Origin of the sequence: Bradyrhizobium sp. USDA 4538 (assembly GCF_024171045.1) — a bacterium.
In the GTDB taxonomy this organism is placed as follows: domain Bacteria; phylum Pseudomonadota; class Alphaproteobacteria; order Rhizobiales; family Xanthobacteraceae; genus Bradyrhizobium; species Bradyrhizobium australafricanum.
This window is the reverse complement of sequence record NZ_JALJZE010000001.1, coordinates 6,079,547-6,106,149: the sequence shown is the minus strand read 5'-3', so window position 1 is coordinate 6,106,149 and position 26,603 is coordinate 6,079,547. Positions and strand designations below refer to the sequence as shown.

Here is a 26,603-nt window from a genome sequence, read left to right as displayed (position 1 = left end):
CTGTGAACCGCAGAGTCGACTCGGTGCCGAGCAAGAGGTGCACACTATGGCCCGGCGGCCACACCCGCGGCCGATCCGCGCGCGAATTGATGTCGAACTCATGGAATAAAGCCCGTTTCGGTTCTGATTGCGTCAGAGCCGAGGCTGCGGGGTTTTCGCTTGCCGCGTTTTCACGCGAACCGACGAGGCTCTAAGCCGATCGTTTCGGCCCGATCGCCTCGAACTGCGCCTTTTGCTCATCGCTGAGCGTGGCGTAGAAATTCTCAAGCGCGGCGCGGACGTCCTTGACCGACTGCAGCATAACGTCGAGCCGCCTGGCAACGAAGGCAAGGCGTGCGGGCGGGGTCATCGCCTCGTTGGTCTGGCACGCGGCCTTCAGCTTCCGCGCGGCGTCGGCGCTGGCATCCTGCAGCGCCTGAAGCGCACCGCGCTGGGCGTCGCTGAGCTGCAGCCGCGCCTCGATCTCGCCGGTCGGCCATTCCTGCATCGCCGGTTGCGCAGCGCCGCAGCTCTGGGCGACCGTCGCGTTCGGATCGCGCGCCGCGGCTTCCTTGCGCTGGTTCTCGGCGAGCGCGTTGAGCCGCGCTTTCTGCTCGTCATCGAGCAGGCCGTAGAATTTGTCCAGCGGAGGCTTCACGATTCCGACCGCGGTGACCATCGCTTCGATCCGCTGCTGCATGGCGGCGAGGCGGTTCGGCGCCGTCAACACCACCTGCGCAGGACATGCTGCGCGAATGACCTGGGCAGCCGCGAGCGACGCGTTGCCGAGTTCGCCGAGCGCCGCCGATTGCGCTTCGGTCGGCTGCACCGTATCCGCGATCTGATCCACCGGCAGGCCGGCGACCGAACGGCTGTCATTGCCGCACATTTGCTCGATGCGCCCGCCGCCGCGGTAACGGCGGCCCGTCCGGCGCTCCGGCAGATAGCCCCTGAGATCGTCATACCCATAAGGCCCGAAGATGCCGGCATAGATATCCGGATAGCCGTAGCCCCAGAATCCGATGTCGTCGCCCCAGATCGCGTAGTCGTAGATGTCATTGTACGCGAACGGCCAGAACAGCGGACCGACCCAGCCATAGCCGCCGCCGGGATGCTGCCACCATCCGTTGGCCACCGCCCCGCCGTGCCAGCCGGCGAGCGCCGCGGCCGCGGCGATCTGCGCGCGCGCCGCCGGGTTGCTCAACAGCCGGCCGTTGCGCAATGCGCCGTTGCGCAATGCGCCGTTGCGCGACAGCGAGTTGAACGTATTGCGCATATGGCCTGGTGCGATCGCGGCATTTCGCATCCGGCCGAAATTGCCGCCCCCGCGCGATGCGAAGGCGCCGTGGCCGGCAAAGCCTGATCGCGAGATCGCGTGCGAACGGCCGACCCCGCCATGATGGCCGCCGCCAAAATGCATGTGGCCGAAGCCATGCCCGCCACGTCCATGGCCACCGCCGTGCCCGTGGCCACCACCATGCCCATGGCCGCCACCATGCCCATGGCCGCCACCATGTCCTCCGCCATGGCCGCCGCCGTGTCCGCCGCCGCCTCGGGCGATCGCGTCACCCGACAGCGCCATCGCAAGCACCACGACCGCAATTCCGATTGCCCGTCCGATCACGGCGTCCTCCCTCCGCGCACCACACACGTCGCGGCAACACAGCACAGCACAAGAGAGACGCCGGGCGGGCGGAAAAGTTCCGCGTATAACACGCGCCGCGCGCGGGCTCGCGAACGCTGCGCGGCGTGACGACGCCTCAGGCGGCCGGGACGATCTTTCCGGGATTGAAGATGTTTTGCGGGTCGAGTGCCTGCTTCAGCGCCCGCATCGCGTCGAGCGCCTCCGGGCCGAGCTCGGCCTGCAAGTATTTCTGCTTGCCCTGGCCGATGCCGTGCTCGCCGGTGCAGGTGCCGTCCATGGCCTGGGCGCGCTCGACCAGGCGGTGCATGAACTCCTCGCCGCGCGCCATCTCGCCCTTGTCGTTGACGTCGCAGAGCAGCGAGCAGTGGAAATTGCCGTCGCCGACATGGCCGACGATCGGCGACAGCAGGTTGAGCCGCTGCAGATCCTCCTCGGTCTCGGTGACGCAGTCGGCGAGCCGCGAGATCGGCACGCAAACGTCGGTCGCAACCACGCCGATGCTGTCGCCGGGGCGCAGCGCCTTCACCGACCAGTAGGCGTCGTGCCGGGCCTGCCACAGCTTGGTGCGGTCTTCAGGCTTGGTGGTCCAGGTGAAGTCGCCGCCGCCGCATTCGGCGGCGATGTCGCGGAAATTCTTCGACTGCTCGGCGACCTCGACCTCGCTGCCGTGGAATTCCAGCAGCAGCAGCGGCGTCTCCGGCAGCGACAGCTTCGAATAGCTGTTGCAGGCTTTCACCTGCGCGGCATTGAGCAGCTCGATCCGGGCGACCGGAATGCCGGTCTGGATCGCGAGGATCGTGGCCTGGCAGGCGCCACGCACCGTCTCGAACGAACAGGCCGCCGCCGCGATCGTGTCGGGAATGCCGCGCAGGCGGATGGTCAGTTCGGAGATGATGCCGAGCGTGCCTTCGGCGCCGACGAACAGATGCGTCAGGTCGTAACCGGCCGACGACTTCTTGGCGCGCGTGCCTGTCGTGATGATCTCGCCGTCGCCGCGCACCACCTTCAACGCCAGCACGTTCTCGCGCATGGTGCCGTAGCGCACCGCGTTGGTGCCGGAGGCGCGGGTCGAGGTCATGCCGCCGAGCGAGGCATCGGCGCCGGGATCGATCGGAAAGAACAGGCCCTGGTCGCGCAGATGCTCGTTGAGCGCCTTCCGCGTCACGCCGGGCTGGATCACGCAGTCGAGGTCCTCGGCATGCACCTCGAGCACCTTGTTCATGTCGCGCAGATCGATGCAGATGCCGCCCGCGGGCGCGTTGACCTGCCCCTCGAGCGAGGTTCCGGTGCCGAAGGCGATGACCGGCACGCGATTGGCGGCGCAGATTCGCACCACGTCCTGGATGTCGGCGGTTTCCTGCGCCATCACGACCGCATCCGGCGGCTGGGTCGGCAGCCATGTGGTGGTATGGGCGTGCTGTTCGCGCACCGCCTGCGACGTGACGAGCCGGTTGCCGAACCGCGCCGCCAGCGCGTCGATCGCGCGCTTCAGGGCCTGCGGCTCAGGGCGCGTCACAGTGCTCGAAATCGTTGTCGCCACGTCAAATTTCCTCCCACCTTTAGCCGACCGTGGCAAAGCTTGTATAAGGGGTCAAGAGAGCCTGACTTGAAAAAGTGGACGCCGGAGTCACAGAAAAGCTCATGCTCGAACGCCAGCAAACCGGGGATGGATCATGACTTCAGTGACTGCCACGAGCGAGATGCCGCTTCCGCCGGCCCCGTTCAGATCCTCGGTGATGCAGATCGAGCCGCAATGGATCGACTACAACGGCCATCTCAACATGGCCTACTACAACGTGATGTTCGACCGCGCCATCGACGAGATGTGGCTGCAGCTCGGCATCGGGCCGGCCTACATGAAGGCGCGGCAGTGCTCGACCTTCACCGCCGAGTGCCACGTCCGCTATCTCAGGGAAATTCATCTCGGCGATCCCGTGCAAGTCCACGTCCACCTGCTCGGCGCCGACGAGAAGCGGCTGCACACGTTCGAGGAGCTGCGCCATGCCACCGAAGGCTGGCTCTCCGCGACCTCGGAAAACCTCACGCTGCACATCGACATGGAGGCGCGCAAGGTGGCGCCGTTTCCGCCCGATATCCGCGCCCGCGCTCGCGCGGTCGTCGACAGCTATGCGGGTGTACCACGTCCCGAGGGCATCGGCCGCAACGTGGCGATGCCCTCGGCGAAATAACTTGCCGTTTTCAAGCGAAGCGGCCGCCGGTTCGCGGCCTCGCTAGACCCTTGTGCGGCCGCGCACCAATCCGACCACCGCCGACACCAGAAACAGGATGACGGCGATGAAGAAGATCGCCTTGGCGATTTCGACGGAGGCGCCGGCGATGCCGCCAAAGCCCAAAATGCCCGCGATCAGGGCGATGACCAGGAACGTGACGACCCAGCTCAGCATGATCAAAACTCCGCTTCGTTTCCTTGCTGTTTCTCGGGCGCGGACCTTCGTCCGGCGCGCACCCGTTGAAACAATCCGGCCGGGAAACGCGGGTTCCTGAGCGTGAAACCGCGAAATTTTCGTTGATTTCCGGAACCAGCATTGATGGTGGGCTGCCGGCGAAAGCGTTCCTGTCGATCGCGATAAAACCTGTCAAAACGGCCGATCAGGCCCTATATGGCCTTCAATCCCTGTTAAGAAGGCTCCCCTTCACCATCCTGCGGTGTCATCGTGGGGCCGAGACGATTCGCCAATGACCGAGCCGAGCAAATTGCCCCATCACGGCGTTCCCGAGCACCAGCCGGCGGCTGGCGGCATCGCCGCGCGTGCGCGGGCGGCGGCCGGTCCGCAATATCTGAGCGGCCTCAATCCGGAGCAGCGCGAGGCGGTCGAGACGCTCGACGGCCCCGTGCTGGTGCTTGCCGGCGCCGGCACCGGCAAGACGCGCGTGCTGACCACGCGCATCGCGCATATCCTGAGCCAAGGCCGCGCGCGGCCGCACGAGATCCTGTCGGTGACCTTCACCAACAAGGCGGCGCGCGAGATGAAGCTGCGGCTCGGGCAGATGCTCGGCCAGGCGGTCGAGGGCATGCCGTGGCTCGGCACCTTCCACTCGATCGGCGGCCGCATCCTGCGCATCCATGCCGAGCTGGTGCAGCTGAAATCCAACTTCACGGTGCTCGACGTCGACGACCAGGTGCGGCTGTTGAAGCAATTGCTGCAGGCCGAGAACATCGACGACAAGCGCTGGCCAGCGCGGATGCTGGCCGGCCTGATCGATGGCTGGAAGAATCGCGGCCTGTCGCCATCGCAGGTGCCGGCGGGCGAAGCCGCCTCGTTCGGCAACGGCAAGGGCGGCAAGATCTACGCGACCTATCAGGAGCGGTTGAAGATCCTCAACGCGGCCGATTTCGGCGACCTGCTGCTCGAGAACATCAGGCTGTTCCGCGAAAATCCAGACGTGCTGCGGCAGTACCAGAGCCGCTTCAAGTTCATCCTGGTCGACGAATATCAGGACACCAACGTCGCGCAGTATCTGTGGCTGCGCCTGCTGTCGCAGGCGCCGTCGCGGCCGGAGCGACGCCTTGCCGACGTCATTCCGGGAGCAACCAACGCGCCAGTCATTCCGGGGCGCCTCGAAGAGGCGAACCCGGAATCCCGAAGCAATGAGGACTCAACTCAAGATTCCGGGTTCGCACCTGGCGGTGCGCCCCGGAATGACGAGGAAAACGTCACCACGCAACAACCCCTCAAGAACATCTGCTGCGTCGGCGACGACGACCAGTCGATCTATGGCTGGCGCGGCGCCGAGGTCGACAACATCCTGCGCTTCGAGCACGATTTCCCCGGCGCCAGGGTCATCCGCCTCGAGCGCAATTACCGCTCCACCGGCCACATTCTGGCCGCGGCCTCGCATCTGATCGCGCATAATGAAGGCCGGCTCGGCAAGACGCTGCGCACCGAGGATGTCGACGGTGAGAAGGTCACCGTCACCGGCTCCTGGGATTCGGAAGAGGAAGCGCGCGCGATCGGCGAGGAGCTCGAGGAACTGCAGCGCGCGGGCGAGAACCTCAACGACGTCGCCATCCTGGTGCGCGCCTCGTTCCAGATGCGCGAGTTCGAAGACCGCTTCGTCACGCTCGGCCTGCCCTACCGCGTGATCGGCGGCCCCCGATTCTATGAGCGCGCCGAAATCCGCGATGCGCTGGCCTATTTGCGCACCATCAATTCGCCGGCCGACGATCTCGCCTTCGAGCGCATCGTCAACGTGCCCAAGCGGGGGCTCGGCGACGCCACCGTGCAGCTGCTGCACGACCATGCCCGCAAGCGCCGCATTCCGCTGTTCGAGGCGGCGCGCGCCGTGGTCGAGACCGACGAGCTGAAGCCGAAGGCGCGCGGCTCCTTGCGCGATCTCGTCATGCAGTTCGACCGCTGGCGCGCCCAGCGCGAGGTCACCTCGCATACCGAGCTCGCCGAGATCGTGCTCGACGAGAGCGGCTACACCGAGATGTGGCAGAAGGACCGCTCGGCTGATGCCGCGGGCCGGCTGGAGAACCTCAAGGAGCTGGTGCGTTCGATGGAGGAATTCGAGAACCTGCAAGGGTTTCTCGAACATATCTCGCTGGTGATGGACCGCGACGGCGAGGCCGGCGACGAGGCGGTGTCGCTGATGACGCTGCATTCGGCCAAGGGCTTGGAATTCGACAACGTGTTCCTGCCGGGCTGGGAGGAAGGCCTGTTTCCGAGCCAGCGCACGCTGGACGAACAGGGCCGCGCCGGGCTCGAGGAGGAGCGCCGCCTCGCCCATGTCGGGCTGACCCGGGCGCGCCGCCGCGCCAAGATCTATTTCGCCACCAACCGCCGCATCCATGGCACCTGGTCGACCACGATCCCCTCGCGCTTCCTCGACGAGCTGCCGGCGCACAATGTCGAAATCACCGAATCCAAGGGCGGATCGGGCTGGGGCGGCAGCGGCGGCTATGGCGCCTCGCGCTTCGACAACCTCGAATCATTCGGCTCGAGCTATTCGACCCCGGGCTGGCAGCGCGCCCAGGCCAACCGCAACCGCGGCGGCGGGGGCCGTAGCGGCAGCGGCTTCGAGGAGCGGCAATCCTCCTTTTCCTCTGAAAGCTTCAATCGCACCAAGCGCGGCCCTGTCGTGATCGAGGGCGAGCTGGTGGCGAAGTCCACCGGCACAACGTCGGATTTTTCGCTGGACGACCGGGTATTTCACCAGAAATTCGGCTACGGCCATGTGGTGAAGATCGACGGCAACAAGCTGACCATCGCCTTCGAAAAGGCCGGCGAGAAGAAGGTGGTCGACAGCTTTGTGCAACGGGTGTGACATAGCGACCTTTCTTTGGCGACCTTCTTTGGCGGTCTTCTCTGTTGGTAGCCCTTGACCCCAGTTGATTTCATGGGTTGAGATGGATCCATGGTCCGGGGGAGGTTTTTCCTTTTTGTCATCGCGCTCACCGCGCCGTCGCTGGCGGTCGCGGAGACGATGAGCTTTGGCGATTCGGCAGCCCAGCTCGCCAAGGCCTGCGGCGCAGACATCACCGCGAACTGCCGCGGCGTCAATCTCGACTCCAACCGCCTCAAGGAATGCCTGTCGCGCAACCGCGACGTGATCTCGCCGCAGTGCAAGGAGAGCTACTTCTCCACCCTCGATGCGATCCAGAAGCGGATCGCGGCGCGCGTCACCGTTGCGAATGCCTGCACCCGCGAGATCGTCAAGGTCTGCGGCGGCTCGACCAAGGAGACCAGCAAGTCGGTGCCCTGCCTCGTCAGCGCCAAGGGCCTCAGCCGCAATTGCACCCAGGCGATCAATGACGCGGGGTATCAATGATGCGGCTGTCGAGGCGAGGCTTGCGCGATCCTGGCCTTTTGGCCCTGCTGGGCACGCTGGCTTTGCTGGCGATGTCGATTGCGCCAGCGCCGGCGCAGACCGCCATCACACGCGACGACGTCATCGCCAAGCTCAATCATTTTGAGACAGATGCCGAGGTCGATGTCCCTGCGCTGCGCCAGCAGGTGGCCGAACGATCGAAGTCGCGATCGAAGAACGAGCCACCGCCCTCGAAGCGGCCGCCGATCGCTCCCGACCTGACCAAGCTGCCGACGTTTAACGTCGACATCGCGTTCGACGTCGACACGCCGATCGTGCTGCCGGAGTCGTATCAGACGGTCGGGCGGATCGCCGATGCGCTGACGCACTCCTCGCTGCTGCCCTACACCTTCCTGATCGTCGGCCACATCGAATCGACCGGACGACGCGAGAACAATGTGCTGCTGAGCCAGCGGCGCGCCGACGCGATCCGCGACATCCTGGTCAACACCTTCAAGATCACCGCGAAGCGCCTGCAGTCGGTCGGGCTCGGCGAGGAGCAGTTGCTCGACCCGACCAAACCCAACGCGCCGGTCAACAACCAGGTGCAGATCATGCTGGTCGCGAAGGTCGCCGACAGCGCGCCGCCCGCGCACCCTGCCCCGACGGCCGCCGCCAAGAAGCCGGCGAAATCAGCCAAGAAGCACTGATTGGATTGAATATCGGGGCGTCGGAACTGCGTCCCCTCCCGCCCGTATACGATGTCCCCGGGGCGAGCGGCGCCTCCACGATTTCGGGATAATAGAAGATTACCGCTGATTTGCCCGACGGGTCAAGTTGCAATATGCGCCGCCGGCCGCCGGCTCCTTTGCATGGGGTTGTTTTCGATATTTTGGTAGTGCGCCCCTGAGGCGGCAGGCTATCAGCCTCGTTCGAGCCCGGCCTCGATACGTGGACACGTGAGTTGCAGAGGCCGCAAGCGCCGTATGCAATGGCCCTGCCCGCAAGCGGGAGCGGTGCACGCTGCAGAATAAATTTCTCCCTCGCCGACCGATTGCAGAACGGACCGTGCGTTCCTATCTGGGCTGAACCCGCATCACGCGCCTGCCCGGGCCCCAATCCGCGCGCGCCCCCTCCCTCACGCTCACCGACTCTCCATGTCGCCGATCATCTCCGTATCCAATCTTTCGAAAACCTATGGCTCCGGCTTCAAGGCGCTGAAGGGCATCAATCTCGACATCGTCAAAGGCGAGATCTTCGCGCTGCTCGGGCCGAACGGCGCCGGCAAGACCACGCTGATCAGCATCATCTGCGGCATCGCCAATCCGAGCGAGGGCCGCATCACGATCGGCGGGCACGACATCATCGCCGACTATCGCGCGGCGCGGTCGATGATCGGGCTGGTTCCGCAGGAACTGCACACCGACGCGTTCGAGTCGGTGTGGGCGACCGTCAGCTTCAGCCGCGGCCTGTTCGGCAAGCCGAAGAACCCCGCCCATATCGAGAAGGTGCTGCGCGACCTGTCGCTGTGGGACAAGAAGGACGACAAGATCATCACGCTGTCCGGGGGCATGAAGCGCCGCGTGATGATCGCCAAGGCGCTGTCGCACGAACCGCAGATCCTGTTCCTCGACGAGCCCACCGCCGGGGTCGACGTCGAATTGCGCAAGGGCATGTGGGAGGTGGTCCGCACGCTGCAGGCTTCCGGCGTCACCATCATCCTCACCACGCACTACATCGAGGAAGCCGAGGAGATGGCCGACCGCATCGGCGTCATCAACAAGGGCGAGATCATCCTGATCGAGGACAAGGCGACCTTGATGCAGAAGCTCGGCAAGAAGGAGCTGACGCTGCAATTGCAGAACAAGCTCGAGGCCATTCCCGATGTTCTGTCTGCCTACAATCTCGAATTGTCCGACGACGGCCGCACCGTGACCTATGACTACGATACCAAGGGCGATCGCACCGGCATCACCAGCCTGCTCAACGATCTGCGCAATGCCGGCATCCGCATCTCGGACCTCGATACCAGGCAGTCGTCGCTCGAGGATATCTTCGTCAGCCTCGTGAGGGCGCCATGAACTACCGCGCAATCCGGGCGATCTACCTGTTCGAAATGGCGCGCACCTGGCGCACGCTGCTGCAGAGCATCGTCTCGCCCGTGGTGTCGACCTCGCTGTATTTCGTGGTGTTCGGCGCCGCGATCGGCTCGCGCATCACCGAGGTCGAGGGCGTCAGCTACGGTACCTTCATCGTGCCGGGGCTCGTGATGCTGTCGGTGCTGACCCAGAGCATCTCCAACGCCTCGTTCGGCATCTACTTCCCGAAATTCGTCGGCACGATCTACGAGATCCTGTCGGCGCCGATCTCCTATTTCGAGATCGTCATCGGCTATGTCGGCGCCGCCGCCACCAAGTCGATCATCCTCGGCCTGATCATCCTGGCGACGGCCGGGCTTTTCGTCCCCTTGCATATCCAGCATCCGGTGTGGATGCTGACGTTCCTGGTGCTGACGGCGGTCACCTTCAGCCTGTTCGGCTTCATCATCGGCATCTGGGCCGATGGCTTCGAGAAGCTGCAGATGATCCCGATGCTGGTGGTGACACCGCTGACCTTCCTCGGCGGCAGCTTCTATTCGGTGAACATGCTGCCGTCGGGCTGGCGCACCATCACCCTGCTCAATCCCGTGGTCTATTTGATCTCCGGCTTCCGCTGGAGCTTCTACGAGATCGCCGATGTCAGCGTGCCGCTGAGCCTCGGCATGACCGTGGGATTCCTCGTGGCCTGCATGGCCATCGTGGCGTGGATCTTCAGGACCGGCTACCGGCTGAAGAACTGACTTGCAAGCAAGTCATTCCGGGGCGCGCCTTAGCGCGAACCTCAGATGCGCAATTGCGCATCGGGGAATCTCGCGCCGTCACTTCGAGATTCCGGGTTCATGCTTCGCATGCCCCGGAATGACGCTCGCCCGTAGCCCGGATAGAGCGAAGCGCAATCCGGGACCTTATCGCCAAGCCTGCAGAACCCGGATTTCGCTTCGCTCCATCCGGGCTACAGGTTCTTCAACGATCAATAGCAGTGGAAATGACCGTGGCGGTAATAGCCGCGGCAGCGGTGGCCACGGCGGTAACCGCGATCCGGGATGCCGAACACGCCCTTGACCGCGCCCATGGCGCCACCGACACCGGCGCCGACGGCGCCGCCAACCACGCCGCCCACCGGGCCGGCGACCCGGTTGCCCTCATAGGCGCCCTCATGAGCGCCGCGGACGATGCCCTGGGCATGGCCTGCATGGGGGACTGCGACCAACGTCAAAGCGAGGGCTGCGGCCGCAAGCAGGAGCCGCGCGGAGAGGCCGGCTGGGACGACGGCCGCGGTCTTCACCTTGGTGTTGTTCATCTGGATTCCTTGATGCGCGGCGCGAACGCGCCGCCGGGCGGGATTGTTAAACGCCCATGCGGCCAAATGGTTGCGTGTCGGAGACCAATCGGGCCGTGGTCGCGGCCTGCTCGCGAAAAAGTCAGCCCGCCGTGACTGGCAGGCCCGGCTTCGGCCTTGTTTGCGCCGCGGGCGGGATTAACCATGGCGATTGATCACAGCCTTGGCCCGCCACTGGAACCAAGTTCGGATTCCGTGCATATTGATTGCCGGGGACGGAGAGCCGCGGCTTCGCGAGCAGGCCTGGAGGCCAAAGGTAAAATGCGTTCGTTCCTCATTGCGTTCACGTCCGTGATGCTCTTCACCGCCGGCGCCGCACAGGCCAAGGTCGATATCACCATCGACAAGGACAACCAGCAGATGACCGTCGCGGTCGACGGCGTCGCGCGCTATCACTGGCCGGTCTCGACCGGCATCCCGTCGCGCGAAACGCCGAACGGCAGCTTCCGCGCCTTCCGCATGGAAGAGGATCACTACTCCAAGGAATTCGACGACGCGCCGATGCCGCACTCGATCTTCTTCACCAAGATCGGGCACGCGATTCACGGCACCGACTCGGTCAGCCGCCTCGGCTCGCCGGCCTCGCATGGCTGCGTGCGGCTGTCGCGCGACAACGCAACCACGCTTTACTCGCTGGTCCAGAAGGAAGGCGTGCTCAACACCACCGTGACGCTGACCGGCTCGTCGCAGGTCGCGCTGGCGCGCAATCCGCGTGGGCGCAATGGCACCGCCGTCGCCCGCCGCGCGCCGCAGCAATATGACGAGCAGTACGGCACCGCCGCCGCCGGCGACCCGGTCGTGCTGACGCCGCAGCCGCGCGACTATCCGGCGCAGGCCCGCACCGATGACGGCTACATCTATCCGGCCGACGGCAGCTCGACCGATCGCCGCTATCCGGCACCACCGTCAAGCCGCCGCGTCTACGATGCGCAGGCCTATGGCCAGCAGCAGCAGTATTACGGCAATCAGGGCTACGCGCCGGCGCCGCAAGGCTACTACCAGCCGCGCCCCGCCTATCAGCCGCGCGGCTTCTACGGCAACACCTATCAGGATTAGAGCGTTTTCGAGCGAAGTAGGCGCCGGTTCGCGTGAAGAAAACGCGTCAAAAGAAATCTGCCGCACGCTCTTGATCCGTGACGGCGCCGCAGGCAGGGCGCCGTCAGTTCACGCTCCCCTCACCCGCTTGTGACCGTCGCAAAGGGCGTCCGTCAACGTGCGCCGCGGCCCGTCGTCATCTGATTGTAAAACTAGCCCGATATTCGGCGGCACAAGCGCCCGCTTGGCCCCTGGAGGCCGATTCACGCTGTATGCCCGATGAAATCAGGGCGAGAAGCGCGGGTCACGTAGGCAAGATCAGAGGTCGACATGAAACGGGGCATCATTGTCCTTTGCCTGTGCGTCGTGGCGATGGCCGCTTATTTCACGACGGACAGATGGGCCATCCGTCACACGACGCTGACGTTCCACGACGTTCTGCGCGACGACCGCGACGTCACGGTCGAGGTCGCGGTGCGCCGCGACCGGCAAGTGCAGGCGATGGCCGAGATGATCGAGCTGCCGGTCGCGATCCTGAGCCACGGCAACACCGTCAAGAACACCGAGTACTCGTTCCTCACCAATTTGTTCGCGTCGCGCGGATACCTCGTGATCAGCATTCAGCATGATCTCGACACCGACGCGCCGATGGTTACCAAGGTCGGCGAGGAATATGTAGGCCGCCGCATGCAGTACAATCGCGGCGTCTTCAACATCATGTATGCGATCGACGAGCTCAAGAAGGTCTATCCGAACGCAAACTATCGCCAGCTGACGTTGATCGGCCATTCCAACGGCGGCGACATCTCGATGTTCTTCGCCAAGCAGCATCCCGACCTGGTCAAGAAGGTCGTCACGCTGGACAATCTGCGCGTCCCCTTCATCACCGACGGCAAGATCAAGATCCTCTCGTTTCGCTCCAGGGATCCGGTGTTCAAGGCCGATCCGGGCGTCGTGCCGGACGACGAGACCTGTGCGAGACTCGGCATCAAGGTGGTCAGAACCGAATTCCAGCACAACGATCTCAGCGACCGCGGCCCGGACAGCGCGAAATCGTCGATCCAGGCCGGCGTGGAGCAATTCCTAGACGAGGATGCGGGCGAGAGCACGCCGACGATGCCGCTGCTCGCTGCCTCGACGCCCGCCTCCGCGGGTGCGGCGCCGCCAGAGAACAAATAGTCGCGTCGCGCTGAAGGCGAGCTGGCGCTCCTCCGGTGCTGCCGGACAGCTCTCCGTTCCGGTTGAATTGGAACGGAGCTCCAGCTTCTTGCTTTGACACTAAGCGCGCGCGTGGCGATAGCCGGTGGCAACGAGCCAGATTGCGGAAAGCAGGAAATAGAACGCGCCGAAGCCCGCATAGGGAGCGACGTCGAGAATGGTCGGCGCAACGGTGCCGATGGACTGGCTGATCATGTAGCCGCCGGCGAGTGCCGACTGTGCGCCACTCAGGATCATCGCCCATTGCGCACCATAATGACGCCAGCGCCTGACGCCGGTGTACAATTGCAGCACGCCCGCGAGGATCGCCCAAACCCCGAACACGGCCAGGACGGCATAGCTGCTGTGGCTGAGCGCCACGATCACGGCGAGCGTCGTGATCGCGCTGACCACGACATTCAGGGCCAGGGATGGGTTGGCTTTCAGGCCGCCATTGACCCGGGCATCAGCCAGATTGGCGATGCCGTCCCACGCCGGGTAGATCACGAACAGAACCCCGGCAGGGCCGGCCTGGCCGCTAAACAGAACGGCAGCGGCGACCCAGGCGACCGAGAAGATGGCGCGCCCGAGATAATAGGATCGCAGCCAGGTGGATTGGGTCGAAAGGTGGCTTTGCATTGACAGGCTCCTTGTTTATCGTCCTACTAGTAGGTAGACAACAATTCCGAGTCAATCTGGCGCTCGGACGCCCTGTGTGGAGAGGAAGGCCTTGATTTACCTTTGTAATTTACCTACTGGAAGGTAGGCATAACGTGAACGTGATGATTTCGACTTCTGAAAAAATTCTCGACGTCGCGCAGCCCCTCATCGTCGCGGGGGGCTACAACGGCTTCAGCTATGCCGACATTTCCGACGCCATCGGTATCCGGAAGGCGAGCATCCACCATCACTTCCCGACCAAGGCCGAGCTGGTCTCGGCGCTGGTGGATCGCTACCGGCAGCAGACCGCGCTGGGCCTGAAGTCGCTTCAGGAGCAATTCGCGAGCCCGACCGACCAACTGCAGGCTTACGTGAACTTCTGGCAGGCGTGCATCGGCGATGCCTCGCTGCCGTTCTGCGTCTGCGCGATGCTTGCCGGCGAGATGCCGATGCTGCCGGACGAGGTCGCATCGCGCGTCCGCGCCCATTTCCATCATCTTGCGGGATGGCTCACCTCGGTGCTGCAGGCCGGCGCGGAACAGCATCTGTTCCGGCTGGACCAGCGGCCGCACGAGGAGGCCCAGATGCTGATGGCATCGGTTCATGGGGCAATGCTCTCGGCGAGGGCTTTCGACGATCCCGGAATGTTTGCCGCGATCGTCAAGCCCCAGTTCGCCAGACTGCTGGTAGCCGATCGCTAGAGAATTATCGCGCGGAAGCCGCCGCGATTGGCTCGGCTTGCAGGTCCTACTGCTCGCCGTCGCGCAGTCGGCGGTACACTGCACCCAGCACGTTCGAATAGTCGTCGGTCCAGACCCGTTGCTTCTCGTCGGCTTCGGTCTCGGTCCAGACATCAGACGATGCGAGCTTGCCGACGTCTTCCTCCTCGCGCGCGGAGACCACGACCGAGGTCGAGAAGATGTACTCGTTGTCGCGGCCGGAATCCTCGCTGTAGACCCAGCTCTTCATGTCGTTGGCGTCGGCGATGCCGACCACGACGCTGGCAAGCTCGAGGTGGCGGTTGGAGACGTGCATCACGACGGCGCCCTGCGGCGCCAGCTTCTCCTTGTAGATCGCCATCGCCTCCTCGGTCGCGAGATGGATCGGGATCGCGTCCGACGAATAGGCGTCGACGATGATCAGATCGTAGGCGCCGTCCGGCTCCTTGGCGAAGGTCAGCCGCGCGTCGCCGATGACGGGCTTGAGGTTCGGCTCGCAGTTCTGGATGTAGGTGAAGTATTTCGGATCGCGCGCGGTATCGACCATCGACTGGTCGATCTCGAAGAAGCGCCAGTCCTCGCCGGGGGCCGACGCGCAGGTCAGCGTCCCCGAACCGAGCCCGATCACCGCCACCTTCAGCGGCGCGCCCTTACGCTCGCGGATCGCTGATATCGCCCGCCCGATGCCGCCGTCCTTGTGATAGTAGCTGATCGGTTCGGGCATTCCGGCGACCGGCGTGCCGTCATCGTTCTTGAACTTCTCGGCGCCATGGATCGTGGTGCCGTGCATCAGCACGTGATACTGCCCGTTCGGCGTCACCACGATCTTGTGCACGCCGAAGAAGCTGCGCACGGTTTCGACGCGGCCGTCGTCGGATGGATAGGCGCGCAGCACCACCAGCGCGACCACGACGGTGGCGAAGATCTTCCAGCGATTGGCGTTCAGCGCGAGCGCCAGCAGCGCCGAGAGCACGCCGACCGCGCCGATCACCCAGACCCGGTGCACGTCGAACCAGTTGAAGATGTCGCCGGCCGAATAGCTCGGCGCGATCAGCGCCACCGCCAGCACCGCGAGGAACGGCCAGTACCAGGCGCTCCAGCGCGGCAGCCGCTCCGCGCCGCCGGGCGGACGGCATAGCGCCGCAAGCGCCAGCAGGATCGGATATTCGGCGACCCACGAGAAAGTAAAGGGCGCAATAAGCCCCGCGAACAGGCCGCCGACCATGCCGCCGAACGACAGCGCGACGTAGAATCCGGTGAGATATTTCGCCGCCGGGCGGGTGCGCGCGAGCTCGCCGTGACAGGCCATCGCGATGATGAAGAAGCAGAGCTGATGGCCACCGAGCGTGAGCAGCAGGTTCTGCTCGCCGCCGACCGCAAGCAGGATCACGACGCCGGCAATCGCCAGCGGCTGCGCCAGCAGCATCCATTTGTGCGGCAATAGCGGCCGCGACTGGAACACCAGCACCCAGGTCAAGAGATACAGCGACAGCGGCAGCACCCACAGCAGGGGCGCGGCGGCGACGTCGGTCGAGATATGCGCCGTCACCGCGATCAAGAGGCCGGACGGCACCGCGGCGAGGAAGATCCAGCGCGCCCGCAGCGGCCAGGACGGCGCCGGCGCATTGGCGTCATCGACCTGCATGTCGAGCGCGGCGGCATTGGCCGGCGACCGCAACAGCAGCACGCCGCAACTTGCGATCAGAATAATCAGCAGACCATAACCACCGGTCCAGATCAGATTCTGGATGCGCAACGTGAACATCGGCTCGAGCAGCACCGGATAGGACAAGAGCGCGAGGAAGCTGCCGATGTTCGAGGATGCGTAGAGGAAATACGGATCGGGACCATTGGGATGTCCGGTGCGCACGAACCAGGCCTGCAGCAGCGGATTGTTGGCGGCGAGCGCGAAGAACGGCAGGCCGATCGAAACCGCGAACAGGCCGAGCAGCCAGATCGCATAGCCGGACGTCGGCGGCTCGCCCCAGCCGCTCCTGATCGCCAGCGGCAAGGTCAGCAACGCGACGACGAGCAGCACCAGATGCACCACGACCGGCGCAATACGGCCGTTCAGCTTCATCAAGAGATGCGCATAGGCGTAGCCGCCGAGCAGCAGCGACTGGAAGAACACCATCGCCACCGACCACACCGCCGGCGAGCCGCCGAGCCGCGGCAGCACCATCTTGGTGAACAGCGGCTGCACCGAGAACAGCAACAGGGCACTGACGAAGATCGCGGCGGTGTAGACAACCAGCACCAGCCGGTTGCGCGAGGCGGTCGGCTCAGACGTCATGAAAGCTCCGGCATGGACCCGGCGGGCGCCGGAGGCGGACAGTCCGGTGGCACCCCACCGGAGGATTTCAGTTGAGCATACGGCACTATCACGGACAAGAAACGGCGGTCACGCGGACTTGACGACGCGGCGCTGCGGCGCCACAGCAGGCTGTAATCACTGCTTCTTGAAGCGGACATGAACGAAACAGACGTCGTCATCATCGGTGCGGGGCACAACGGCCTCACCTGCGCGGCCTATCTCGCGATGGCCGGGCTGCGCGTGAAGGTCGTGGAACGCCGCAACGTGGTCGGCGGCGCCGCGGTCACCGAAGAATTTTGCCCGGGCTTCCGCAATTCGGTCGCCGCCTACACGGTGAGCCTGCTCAATCCGCAGATCATGTCTGACCTGAAACTTGCCGATCACGGCCTCAGGATCGTCGAGCGGCGCGCGCAGAACTTCCTCCCCGCGCCCGACGGCAGCTATCTTTTGACCGGCGAACGCCGGACCCGGGAGTCGGTCGAAAAGCTCAGCCAAAAGGACGCGGCCGCAATCGGCGTGTTCTCAGGGGAACTCGAAGCCATCGCAGACGTGCTGCGGCAATTCGTGCTGCGCGCGCCGCCGAACCTCGTCGAGGGCTTTGGCATCGGCGCGATCAGCGAGGCCTTCAACGCGCTCGGCACCGCCAACATCCTGCGCCGGCTGTCGCTGGAACAGCAGCGCAATCTGCTCGACCTGTTCACGCGATCGGCCGGCGAGATGCTCGACGAGCGCTTCGAGAACGACCTCGTCAAGGCGCTGTTCGGCTTCGATGCCATCGTCGGCAATTATGCCAGCCCCTACGCGGCCGGCTCGGCCTATGTGATGCTGCACCATGCGTTCGGCGAGGTGAACGGCAAGAAGGGCGTCTGGGGCCACGCGATCGGCGGCATGGGTGCGATCACCCAGGCAATGGCGCGTGCCGCGCGCGGCCATGGCGTCGAGATCGAAACCGATGCTGCCGTCCGCGAGGTGATCGTCGAGAAGGAGCGCGCCGTCGGCGTCGTCCTCGACAATGACAAGACCGTGCGCGCCAAATACGTCGTCTCGAACGTCAATCCGAAGCTGCTGTACACACGCCTGGTGCCGGAGGGCGCATTGGCGCCCGAGTTTCGCGCGCGCATCTCACGATGGCGGAACGGGTCCGGCACGTTCAGGATGAATGTGGCGCTAAGCGCCCTGCCCTCGTTCACCGCGCTGCCCGGTCCCGGCGATCACCTCACGGCGGGGATCATCATCGCTCCCAGCCTCGGCTACATGGATCGCGCCTGGCACGATGCGCGCGAATTCGGCTGGAGCCGCGCCCCGGTCGTCGAGGTGCTGATCCCCTCGACGCTCGACGACAGCCTGAGCCCGCCGGGCCAGCATGTCGCGAGCCTGTTCTGCCAGCACGTCGCGCCGCAACTACCCGACGGCAGATCGTGGGACGATCATCGCGAAGAGGTCGCCGATCTGATGATCGCAACCGTCGACCACTACGCGCCCGGGTTCGCAGGCAGCGTGATCGGCCGCCAGATCCTGTCGCCGCTCGACCTCGAGCGGCAATTCGGCCTGCTCGGCGGCGACATCTTTCACGGCGCGCTGACATTGAACCAATTGTTCTCGGCACGGCCGATGCTCGGCCATGCCGACTATCGCGGACCGCTGAAGGGTCTCTACCATTGCGGTTCCGGCGCCCATCCCGGCGGCGGCGTCACCGGCGCCCCCGGCCACAATGCCGCGCGGGCCATCCTGGCCGACCATCGCGCGCTGTTCTCGTAGACGACACACCGCGCGCCGCGGGACAAGCTGTGGACAGGCGTGTTGAGAAGCTGTGGCCTGCGGTGGATAGCGGCCTTGTCTCAAGACGGGATAACCGGTGGACGTCGCTGTGGAGCGGCTGTGCGACCGACGCTGACAATCCCGGGACAACGCAGTTGATGTCTTGTCGACAAGCTGCGTGTGGCTCTGTGGACAACCGGTCAAAAAGAAAACACCGGGCGACATGTCGCCCGGTGCTTCCCTGAGAACGCCGTTCGAGAAATTACTTCAGCGAGCCGCTGATCGAGTTGAAGGTCCCGCTCAGTGCCGTGCCGACGCCGTTCACCGCAGCGATGATCGCGATGGCGATGCCGGTCGCGATCAATCCGTATTCGATGGCGGTCGCGCCGGATTCATTCCGCAAAAACTTAACGATAAAAGCCTTCATTGCAGCCCTGCCCTTGGTTGTGATGCCTTGGAACGAAGGGTGTTCCCAGTTCCGCCACCCTAGTAGTACGGCAACATCTAAGGTTGTCTGAACCGGGAACCTCTCAATTCTCGCGATATTCGATTGAATCCGGCTTGAAATTTTAACAAAAACCGCGCTACCGGCCTCCGATGACCCCGTCCACACACCGCGCCAGCGTCACCCTTCCAGATGAATCGACCGCAAAGCGCGTGGTAGATGCGCTTTCCGAGCTGTTTTTCGAGGATCAGGCGGCGTTTGCGGCCTTCGAGCGGCCGGATGGCCGCTGGGACGTCACCGTCCATTTTGCCGAGCCGCCGGACCAAAATTTACTGCGCGAACTGGTTGGCCAGGTGCTGCGGCAGGATGTCGCATCGACTTTAGTTTTTGATACCGTGGAGGCCAAGGACTGGGTCAAGGCCAGCCTGGAGGATCTTGTCCCGGTCGCGGCCGGCCGCTTTATCGTCCACGGCCAGCATGACCGGCACCGGATACCCCCCAACAAGCTCGGGATCGAGATCGAGGCGGCGCTGGCCTTCGGCACCGGCCATCACGGCACCACCCGCGGCTGCCTGCTGCTGCTCGACCACGTGCTGAAGGCGTATCAGCCCCGCCGCGTGCTGGATCTCGGTACCGGGACCGGCGTGCTGGCGATCGCCGCCGCCAAGGCGCTGCACGGCAAGGTGCTGGGGAGCGACATCGACGCGCCGTCGGTCAGGGCCGCCGAGGAGAATGCCCGGCTGAACGGCGCCGGCGATCTGGTGGACGTGATCCGCGCCACCGGCTTTGCCGCTCCGCGCTTCGCCGAGGACGGTCCGTTCGACTTGGTGCTCGCCAACATCCTCGCCAATCCGCTGCGGCAGCTGGCCGGCCCGATGGCGCGTCACCTCGCCTCGTCGGCGCAGGTCATTCTCTCGGGCCTGCTGACGCACCAGGCGCCGGCGGTCATCGCCGCCTACCGCGCCCGCGGGCTGGTGCCGCTGCGGCATCTGAAGATCGAGGGCTGGAGCAGCCTGCTGCTGCGCTCCGTGAAGTGACCGCGACCGGCAGACAGTGCGGCGACTGCACGCTCTGCTGCAAGGTGATGGCGATCGAGGAACTGGCCAAGCCCGCCAACACGTGGTGCCCGCATTGCAAACCGGGGCGCGGCTGCCGGACCTATCCGGGGCGGCCTATGGAATGCCGCTCGTTCAGCTGCGTCTGGCTGGCGAACGAGCTGCTGGAGGAGCACTGGAAGCCTTCCAGGTCGAAGCTCGTCCTGACCACATCGGAAGATGGTCTTGAGGTCAGATGCGATCCGGGCTTCCCCGACGCCTGGCGCAAAGAGCCGTTTCGCAACGAGCTCAGGGACTGGGCGATCTCCGGCGAGACGCTCGACATGACCGTTGTCGTGATCGCCGGCCAGCGCATGACGCTCGTGACGCCCGAGCGCGAATTCGATCTCGGCATCGTCGGCCCCGATGAGCGGATCGTGCGCGAGCTCGAGGACGGCAAGGTCGTCAATGTGACCGTGGCGAAGGCATCCGATCTGGAACGGTAGCCGCGATCCGCGGGTTGTTTATTTGGGCGCCGGCGAATCGCTACGGTTGGTCTCGACCTTGTCCTGACCGGCCGCACGCTTGGCGCGCGCCTCGACAAGGCGGTCCAGCATCTGGACGATGACGCCGCGCTGCTTCTGTTCGACCGGCGCGATCGGGCCGCGGCGGACCGGCGGCGAGATCTTCTCAAACGTGAATGCAGGCATCGTGCATCTCCTCACCGTTGAGTTGAGACACTCCTGGACACTCCCCGTACGCTTGACCGTTGACGTGCAGTGGACATCGTCCGGCCAATTCCACTATGCCATATTCAAGCATAAGTTATGCCAAAAATATGGTCATGCTTGACCGCGCTCGCGCGAAGGTCATGCTCCATCCGAAGAGAGTGCGACGGCGATGTTCGAAGCCCATTTCCAGACGTTCGAAGAGCCCGAAGGCGGCGTGGCGCTGGCTGCCCGCTTGAGCGCGCTGCGCGAGGAGCTGGCGCGGCGCAAGCTGACCGGATTCGTGGTTCCGCGCGCCGATCAGCAGCAGAATGAATATGTCGCGGCCTCCGAGGAGCGGCTCGCCTGGCTGACCGGCTTCACCGGATCGGCCGGGCTCGCGATCGTGCTGAGCAAGGAGGCCGCCCTGTTCGTCGACGGCCGCTACACGCTGCAGGCCGGCAAGCAGGTCGACCGCAAGGCCTGGCAGGTCGAGCCGCTGGTCGATCCGCCGCCGGAGCACTGGCTGACCCGGCATCTGGCGGCCGGCGACCGCCTAGGATTTGACCCCTGGCTGCACACTTCTGCGGCAGCCGAACGACTGGCAGCGGCCTGCGCCAAGACCGGCGCGGAACTGGTCGCCGTCGACAGCAATCCGCTCGATGCGATCTGGCACGAGCGGCCGGCACCGCCGCTCGGTCCGGTCACGATCCACGGCGCGCAGTTTTCCGGGGAGATCGAAGCCGAGAAGCTCAAGCGCATCCGCCTCGAGATCAACAAGCTCGGCGTCGACGCACTGGTGCTGTCCGACAGCCACGCGGTGGCCTGGACCTTCAACATCCGCGGCGCCGACGTCTCGCATACGCCGCTGCCGCTGTCCTATGCGCTGGTACCGAAGGAAGGCCGGCCGCTGGTGTTCATCGATCAGCGCAAGCTGTCCAACTCGACACGCGACCATCTCGAGCAATCGGCCGATGTCGAGCAGCCCGCGGCGCTGGCGGCAAAACTCACCGAGCTCGCCAAGCGCGGCGCCTCGATCGCGCTCGACAACGCGACCGCGGCCGACGCCCTGAGCCGCCTGATCGCGGGTGCCGGCGGCAAGCCGGTGCGCGGCAGCGATCCGGTCAGCCTCTTGAAGGCGGTCAAGAACGTCACCGAGATCGAGGGCACGCGCACGGCGCATCAGCGCGACGCGGTGGCGCTGGTGCGTTTCCTCGCCTGGATCGATCGCGAGGCGCCCTCCGGCAGCCTCACCGAGATCGATACCGTCGAGGCGCTGGAGACGTTCCGCCGCCAGACCGGCGCGCTGAAGGACGTCTCCTTCCCGACCATCGCCGGCACCGGGCCGAACGGCGCCATCGTGCACTACCGCGTGACGCGCAAAAGCAACCGCCGCATCGAGCCCGGCGATCTCCTGCTGATCGATTCCGGCGCACAATATGAGGACGGCACCACCGACGTCACCCGCACCATCGCGGTCGGCAAGCCGACCGACGAGATGCGCGACCGCTTCACCCGCGTGCTGCGCGGCCATATCGCCATCGCCCGCGCGATCTTCCCCGACGGCACCACCGGCGCACAGCTCGACACGCTGGCGCGGCAATATCTCTGGCAGGCCGGGATCGATTTCGAGCACGGCACCGGCCACGGCGTCGGCAGCTATCTCAGCGTCCATGAAGGGCCGGCGCGGATTTCCAAGCTCGGCACCACGCCGCTGAAGCGCGGCATGATCCTGTCCAACGAGCCTGGCTACTACAAGACCGACGCCTACGGCATAAGGATCGAGAACCTAGAGCTCGTGATCGGCACCGACATTGCCGGCGCCGAGAAGCCGATCAATGCATTCGAGACGCTGACGCTGGCGCCGATCGATCGCCGTCTGATCGAGGTCGGCATGCTGAGCCCGGACGAGTTAAGCTGGCTCAACGACTACCACGCCCGCGTCGCGCATGTGGTGCGGCCGCATCTCGACGACAACGCCACCAAGCTGTGGCTGGACGAGGCAACGGCGGCGCTGAAGTAGCGGCGCGCCCAGGCATCCGCACGCTCGACGTCGTCCCCCCCCCCCAACGCTCTGTGTCATCCCCCGCGAAAGCGGGGGATCCAGTACGCCGCGGCCTATCAATTCAAATACGCCTGCCTCTGGAGTACTGGGTCCCCGCTTTCGCCGAGGACGACAGCGGAATTCGCAGCTGACGACAGAGCGTTTATTGCGCGAGACGAAACATCGTCACCGCGTCTCCTGAAATCGCATGGGCGTATGCCGAAACACCCGTATTCCGCGCGGACGGGCACGCTACAGTCTTTCCACAATGCTGGATCGGACCTGAATGCACGGCGTGATGGGCAAGCCGCCCGGCGCGGCCAAAGACAACATCGCGACATCGAAGGTCATGCTGCTGATGCTCGTCGTGATGACGGGCGTGGCGCCGATCTCGCTCTACATGCTGGTGCCGGCGCTGCCGGTGCTGGCGACCACCTTTGGCCGCGACATCTCTATCGCGCAGATGACCGTGTCGCTCTACATGGTCGGCATCGCGCTTTCACAGCTGATCATGGGGCCGCTGTCCGACAGGTTCGGCCGCCGCCCGGTGCTGCTCGCGGGCCTCGGCCTGATGGTCGTGGCCGGCGTCGGCTCGGTGTTCGCCGAGACCCTGCCGCAACTGATCGCGGCGCGCTTCTTCCAGGCGCTCGGCGGCGCCAGCGGCATGGTGATCAGCCGTGCCATCATCCGCGACCTCTATCCGCGCGAGCGGGTCGGCGCCATGATCAGCCTCGTCGTCGCCGCGCTGATGATCGCGCAGATGGTGAGCCCGCTGACCGGCGGCCTGCTGGAGACCACATTCGGCTGGCGCGCGATCCTCTATCTCATCACCGCGGCGTCGCTGATCACCACGATCTTCATCGCGCTGGCGCTGCCGGAAACCCGCCGCGACCGCGCCGACAGCTCCAGCTTCCGCGGCGACCTCGGCAAGCTGATGACGAGCCGCGCCTTCGTCGGCTATCTATTGTGCCAGGTATTGGCGTCGCAGATCATCTTCGCCTTCGCCGGCGGCGGCCCTTACATCGTGGTGACCCAGATGGGCCGGACCAGCGCCGAGTATGGCGCGTGGTTCGCGATGACGGGGTTCGGCTACTTCGTCGGCAATCTCTTGTGCGTGCGCTTCGCGCCGCGGCACTCGCTGGAGAAACTGATCTGGTTCGGCCTCGCGCTGCAGGTCGGCAGCAGCCTGCTGAACCTGGTCTGGAGTTTTACTGGAGTAAACCAGACCCCGCTCTGGCTGTTCGGCACCCAGATGATCGTGATGATCGCCAACGCCTTCGTGATGGCCAATTCCGCCGCCGGCGCCATCAGCATCCGGCCCGAAGCCGCCGGCACCGCCTCGGGCGCCATGGGGTTCCTGCAGCAGGGCATCGGCTCGCTGATCTCGCAATTCGGCGCCTATCTCGGCGGCCACTCCACCACGACGCTGCCGCTGACCGCGGCGATCTTCGCGATCTCGATCGCCTGCGCCTGCACCATGATCTTCGTCGTGCCGCGACGGCAGGTGGTGGTGAGCGAGGAGCTGATCGCGCAGGCCGAGGAGGATGAGCAGGGGATGATGTGAGCAGTTCGTCATTCCGGGGCGATGCGCAGCATCGAACCCGGAATCTCGAGATTCCCCGGTGCGCAATCGCGCACCTGAGGTTCGCCTCTTCGAGGCGCCCCGGAATGACGGACAACCCTACTCCCCGATCAGCTTCAGCCACTCGTCCTCGGTCAGCACCTGGACGCCGTGCTTCTGCGCTTCGGCAAGCTTCGAGCCGGCGCCCGGCCCCGCGACGACATAGTCGGTCTTCTTCGACACCGAGCCGGCCGCCTTGGCGCCCAGCCGCTCGGCCGTCGCCTTGGCCTCGTCACGTGTCATCTTTTCGAGCGATCCGGTGAACACCACGGTCTTGCCGGCCACCGCCGAATTGCTCTTCGGCTTCTCGGCGTCGATGATCTCGTCGAGCTCGCCGGTCAGCCGCTCGACGATGCCGCGATTGTGGCTCTCGCCGAAATAGTCGGCGATGCTCCTGATCACGGTGTCGCCGATCTGGTCGAGCGCATCCATCTCCGCCATCGCTTCCTCGTCGCCCTTGGCGACCTTGAGGCAGGCATCGTGGAACGCGTCCCAGGAGCCATAGCCGCGCGCCAGTGCCAGCGCGGTGGTCTCGCCGACATGGCGCATGCCGAGTGCGTAGATGAAGCGCTCCAGGCCAATCCTGCGGCGGCTGTCGATCGCGGCGAACAGATTGCGCACCGAGGTCTCGCCGTAGCCTTCGATGTCCTCGAGCTTCAGCTTCGCGTTGCGCTTTTGCAGCGTGAAGATATCAGCCGGCTCCTTGACCCATCCCTCGTCGAAGAAATATTGCAACTGTTTCACGCCGAGACCGTCGATGTCGAAGGCGCGGCGCGACACGAACAGAATGAGGTGTTCGACCTTCTGGAACGGACAGGCGAACTCGCCGGTGCAGCGGGCGCGCGAGCCCTCCTCGCCGGCCGCAGTCTCCTCGCGCACCACGTCGGTGTGCAGCGGGCACGGGCACTTCTTTGGGAAGTGGAATTCCTTCGCGCTCTTCGGCCGCTTGTCGATCACGACGTCGACGACCTGCGGGATCACGTCGCCGGCGCGCTGGATCACCACGGTGTCGCCGATCCTGATGTCGCGTCCCTCGCGCAGCACCTCGCCCTTGTTGCCGATGCCCTTGATGTAGTCCTCATTGTGCAGCGTGACGTTCTGCACGATCACGCCGCCGACACCGACCGGCTCGAGCTTGCCGACCGGCGTGAATGAGCCGGTGCGCCCGACCTGGATCTCGATGTCGCGCAAAACCGTCATGGCGCGCTCGGCCGGGAATTTGTGCGCGATCGCCCAGCGCGGCGTGCGCGACACGAAGCCGAGCCGCTCCTGCCAGTCGATGCGATCGACCTTGTAGACGACGCCGTCGATGTCGTAGTCGAGCTCGGCGCGCTGCTCTTCGATCTTGCGATGGAACGCGATCAGCTCCTCGACCGAGTGGCACAGCTTGGTCAGCGGATTGGTCTTGAAGCCGCACCGCTCGAACCAGTGGATCATGCCGGTCTGGGTATCCTCCGGCAGCGCGCTCATCTCGCCCCAGGCATAGGCGAAGAAGCCGAGCGGCCGCGAGGCAGTGATTGTGGGATCCTTCTGCCGCAGCGAACCGGCCGCCGAATTGCGCGGATTGGCGAAGATGGTGTCGCCGGCCGCCTTCTGCCGCTCGTTCAGCGCGAGGAACGCCTTCTTGGTCATGTAGACCTCGCCGCGCACCTCGCAGATGTCAGGCACGTTGCGGCCCTTCAGCTTCTGCGGCACGTCCTCGAGCGTGCGGATGTTGGCGGTAACGTCCTCACCCTCGGTGCCGTCGCCGCGGGTTGCCGCAGTGACGAGCTCGCCGCCCTCGTAGCGCAGCGACATCGAGAGCCCGTCGATCTTCGGCTCGGCGGAGAAATCGATCCTGTCATCCGGCAGCTTGAGGAAGCGCGTGATGCGTCCGACGAAGTCGACCACGTCGGCTTCCGCGAACGCGTTGTCGAGCGACAGCATCGGCAGCGAATGGCGAACCTTCCTGAAGCGCCCCGACGGCGCGGCGCCGACCTTCTGCGACGGCGATTCCGCGGTGACGAATTCAGGGAAGCGCTTCTCGATCGCATTGTAACGCTGCCGCAGCGCGTCGTATTCCGCGTCGGTGACGCTCGGCGCGTCATCCTGGTAGTAGCGCTTGTCGTGACCTTCGAGCTCGAGCGCAAGGCGCATCAACTCGACCTTGGCCTGGGCCTTGGTGAGCTTGTCGACGTCGGAGAGTTCTTTCTTTTTTGCTGCTTTAGCCATGCGACGGGCGCGCTATAGTTTTTC

The 26,603-nt window shown here is 65.0% G+C and carries 23 protein-coding genes; 14 read left to right on the top strand and 9 right to left on the bottom strand.

Translation table 11 applies throughout. The annotated features are described in order from the left end of the window. Window positions 1-190: 190 nt before the first annotated feature. A complete protein-coding gene (locus J2R78_RS27645) occupies window positions 191-1,603 on the bottom strand; it encodes a Spy/CpxP family protein refolding chaperone (protein ID WP_253607574.1) in 1,413 nt (470 codons plus the stop codon). A 136-nt stretch (window positions 1,604-1,739) separates the two neighbouring features. After that, window positions 1,740-3,164: an FAD-binding oxidoreductase gene (locus J2R78_RS27640; protein WP_253607573.1), complete on the bottom strand. Its 1,425-nt coding sequence runs from the start codon at window positions 3,162-3,164 to the stop codon at window positions 1,740-1,742. A gap of 160 nt (window positions 3,165-3,324) precedes the next feature. Between J2R78_RS27640 and J2R78_RS27635 the strand changes: the two genes are divergently transcribed. After that, complete coding sequence (locus J2R78_RS27635; RefSeq protein ID WP_253609925.1) at window positions 3,325-3,813, top strand: thioesterase family protein; 489 nt, start codon at window positions 3,325-3,327, stop codon at window positions 3,811-3,813. A gap of 42 nt (window positions 3,814-3,855) precedes the next feature. Here J2R78_RS27635 and J2R78_RS27630 read toward each other — a convergent pair whose 3' ends face one another. Then, entirely contained in the window at window positions 3,856-4,029 is a 174-nt protein-coding gene (locus J2R78_RS27630) for a DUF1328 domain-containing protein (protein WP_016846258.1), read from the bottom strand. 292 nt (window positions 4,030-4,321) lie between these two features. On the opposite strand from J2R78_RS27630, the gene J2R78_RS27625 reads away from it, so the two are divergent. From J2R78_RS27625 to J2R78_RS27605, 5 genes are all read left to right on the top strand, one after another. Beyond that, the gene (locus tag J2R78_RS27625; protein WP_253607572.1) at window positions 4,322-6,913 is read left to right on the top strand and encodes an ATP-dependent helicase; all 2,592 of its coding nucleotides are present in this window, start codon (window positions 4,322-4,324) and stop codon (window positions 6,911-6,913) included. Window positions 6,914-7,003: 90 nt separating this feature from the next. Next, a complete protein-coding gene (locus J2R78_RS27620; protein WP_057015016.1) occupies window positions 7,004-7,417 on the top strand; it encodes a hypothetical protein in 414 nt (137 codons plus the stop codon). Further along, window positions 7,414-8,106, top strand: a complete 693-nt coding sequence (locus tag J2R78_RS27615; protein WP_076824165.1) for an OmpA family protein — start codon at window positions 7,414-7,416, stop codon at window positions 8,104-8,106. Before J2R78_RS27620 ends, J2R78_RS27615 begins: the two co-directional genes overlap by 4 nt. 447 nt (window positions 8,107-8,553) lie before the next feature. Continuing rightward, window positions 8,554-9,477 carry an ABC transporter ATP-binding protein gene (locus tag J2R78_RS27610; RefSeq protein ID WP_225643686.1) on the top strand — a complete coding sequence of 308 codons (924 nt, stop codon included), beginning with the start codon at window positions 8,554-8,556 and terminating at the stop codon, window positions 9,475-9,477. Beyond that, a complete protein-coding gene (locus J2R78_RS27605) occupies window positions 9,474-10,235 on the top strand; it encodes an ABC transporter permease (protein ID WP_028342160.1) in 762 nt (253 codons plus the stop codon). The genes J2R78_RS27610 and J2R78_RS27605 overlap by 4 nt, the downstream gene beginning before the upstream one ends. Window positions 10,236-10,465: 230 nt before the next feature. Here J2R78_RS27605 and J2R78_RS27600 read toward each other — a convergent pair whose 3' ends face one another. Next, window positions 10,466-10,795, bottom strand: a complete 330-nt coding sequence (locus tag J2R78_RS27600) for a hypothetical protein (RefSeq protein ID WP_018273009.1) — start codon at window positions 10,793-10,795, stop codon at window positions 10,466-10,468. A 300-nt stretch (window positions 10,796-11,095) separates the two neighbouring features. Here J2R78_RS27600 and J2R78_RS27595 point away from each other — a divergent pair, with 300 nt between their 5' ends. Together J2R78_RS27595 and J2R78_RS27590 are read left to right on the top strand one after the other, a co-directional pair. Beyond that, window positions 11,096-11,890: a L,D-transpeptidase gene (locus tag J2R78_RS27595; RefSeq protein WP_076824155.1), complete on the top strand. Its 795-nt coding sequence runs from the start codon at window positions 11,096-11,098 to the stop codon at window positions 11,888-11,890. A gap of 309 nt (window positions 11,891-12,199) precedes the next feature. Continuing rightward, window positions 12,200-13,048, top strand: a complete 849-nt coding sequence (locus tag J2R78_RS27590) for an alpha/beta fold hydrolase (protein WP_253607571.1) — start codon at window positions 12,200-12,202, stop codon at window positions 13,046-13,048. 99 nt (window positions 13,049-13,147) lie between these two features. On the opposite strand, the gene J2R78_RS27585 is transcribed toward J2R78_RS27590, so the two are convergent. Continuing rightward, complete coding sequence (locus tag J2R78_RS27585; RefSeq protein WP_253607570.1) at window positions 13,148-13,705, bottom strand: DUF308 domain-containing protein; 558 nt, start codon at window positions 13,703-13,705, stop codon at window positions 13,148-13,150. A 134-nt stretch (window positions 13,706-13,839) separates the two neighbouring features. On the opposite strand from J2R78_RS27585, the gene J2R78_RS27580 reads away from it, so the two are divergent. Then, the gene (locus tag J2R78_RS27580) at window positions 13,840-14,427 is read left to right on the top strand and encodes a TetR family transcriptional regulator (RefSeq protein ID WP_253607569.1); all 588 of its coding nucleotides are present in this window, start codon (window positions 13,840-13,842) and stop codon (window positions 14,425-14,427) included. 46 nt (window positions 14,428-14,473) lie between these two features. Here the strand turns inward: J2R78_RS27580 and J2R78_RS27575 are convergent, their stop codons facing one another. Beyond that, the gene (locus J2R78_RS27575) at window positions 14,474-16,738 is read right to left on the bottom strand and encodes a spermidine synthase (protein WP_253607568.1); all 2,265 of its coding nucleotides are present in this window, start codon (window positions 16,736-16,738) and stop codon (window positions 14,474-14,476) included. A 177-nt stretch (window positions 16,739-16,915) separates the two neighbouring features. On the opposite strand from J2R78_RS27575, the gene J2R78_RS27570 reads away from it, so the two are divergent. Further along, complete coding sequence (locus J2R78_RS27570) at window positions 16,916-18,517, top strand: NAD(P)/FAD-dependent oxidoreductase (RefSeq protein ID WP_253607567.1); 1,602 nt, start codon at window positions 16,916-16,918, stop codon at window positions 18,515-18,517. A gap of 262 nt (window positions 18,518-18,779) precedes the next feature. Here J2R78_RS27570 and J2R78_RS27565 read toward each other — a convergent pair whose 3' ends face one another. Then, window positions 18,780-18,944 carry a Flp family type IVb pilin gene (locus tag J2R78_RS27565; protein WP_016841571.1) on the bottom strand — a complete coding sequence of 55 codons (165 nt, stop codon included), beginning with the start codon at window positions 18,942-18,944 and terminating at the stop codon, window positions 18,780-18,782. 170 nt (window positions 18,945-19,114) lie between these two features. Here J2R78_RS27565 and J2R78_RS27560 point away from each other — a divergent pair, with 170 nt between their 5' ends. Then, window positions 19,115-19,999, top strand: a complete 885-nt coding sequence (locus tag J2R78_RS27560; protein WP_253607566.1) for a 50S ribosomal protein L11 methyltransferase — start codon at window positions 19,115-19,117, stop codon at window positions 19,997-19,999. Then, window positions 19,996-20,502 carry a hypothetical protein gene (locus J2R78_RS27555; protein ID WP_253607565.1) on the top strand — a complete coding sequence of 169 codons (507 nt, stop codon included), beginning with the start codon at window positions 19,996-19,998 and terminating at the stop codon, window positions 20,500-20,502. The genes J2R78_RS27560 and J2R78_RS27555 overlap by 4 nt, the downstream gene beginning before the upstream one ends. An 18-nt stretch (window positions 20,503-20,520) precedes the next feature. Here J2R78_RS27555 and J2R78_RS27550 read toward each other — a convergent pair whose 3' ends face one another. After that, complete coding sequence (locus J2R78_RS27550; protein WP_253607564.1) at window positions 20,521-20,706, bottom strand: hypothetical protein; 186 nt, start codon at window positions 20,704-20,706, stop codon at window positions 20,521-20,523. Between the two features lie 190 nt (window positions 20,707-20,896). Between J2R78_RS27550 and J2R78_RS27545 the strand changes: the two genes are divergently transcribed. Together J2R78_RS27545 and J2R78_RS27540 are read left to right on the top strand one after the other, a co-directional pair. Then, window positions 20,897-22,726, top strand: a complete 1,830-nt coding sequence (locus J2R78_RS27545; RefSeq protein WP_253607563.1) for an aminopeptidase P family protein — start codon at window positions 20,897-20,899, stop codon at window positions 22,724-22,726. Window positions 22,727-23,033: 307 nt separating this feature from the next. Further along, window positions 23,034-24,311: a multidrug effflux MFS transporter gene (locus tag J2R78_RS27540; protein ID WP_253607562.1), complete on the top strand. Its 1,278-nt coding sequence runs from the start codon at window positions 23,034-23,036 to the stop codon at window positions 24,309-24,311. 117 nt (window positions 24,312-24,428) lie between these two features. Here the strand turns inward: J2R78_RS27540 and ligA are convergent, their stop codons facing one another. Further along, window positions 24,429-26,579, bottom strand: coding sequence for an NAD-dependent DNA ligase LigA (gene ligA, locus J2R78_RS27535; protein WP_253607561.1), 2,151 nt, complete (start codon window positions 26,577-26,579; stop codon window positions 24,429-24,431). Window positions 26,580-26,603: the final 24 nt, after the last annotated feature.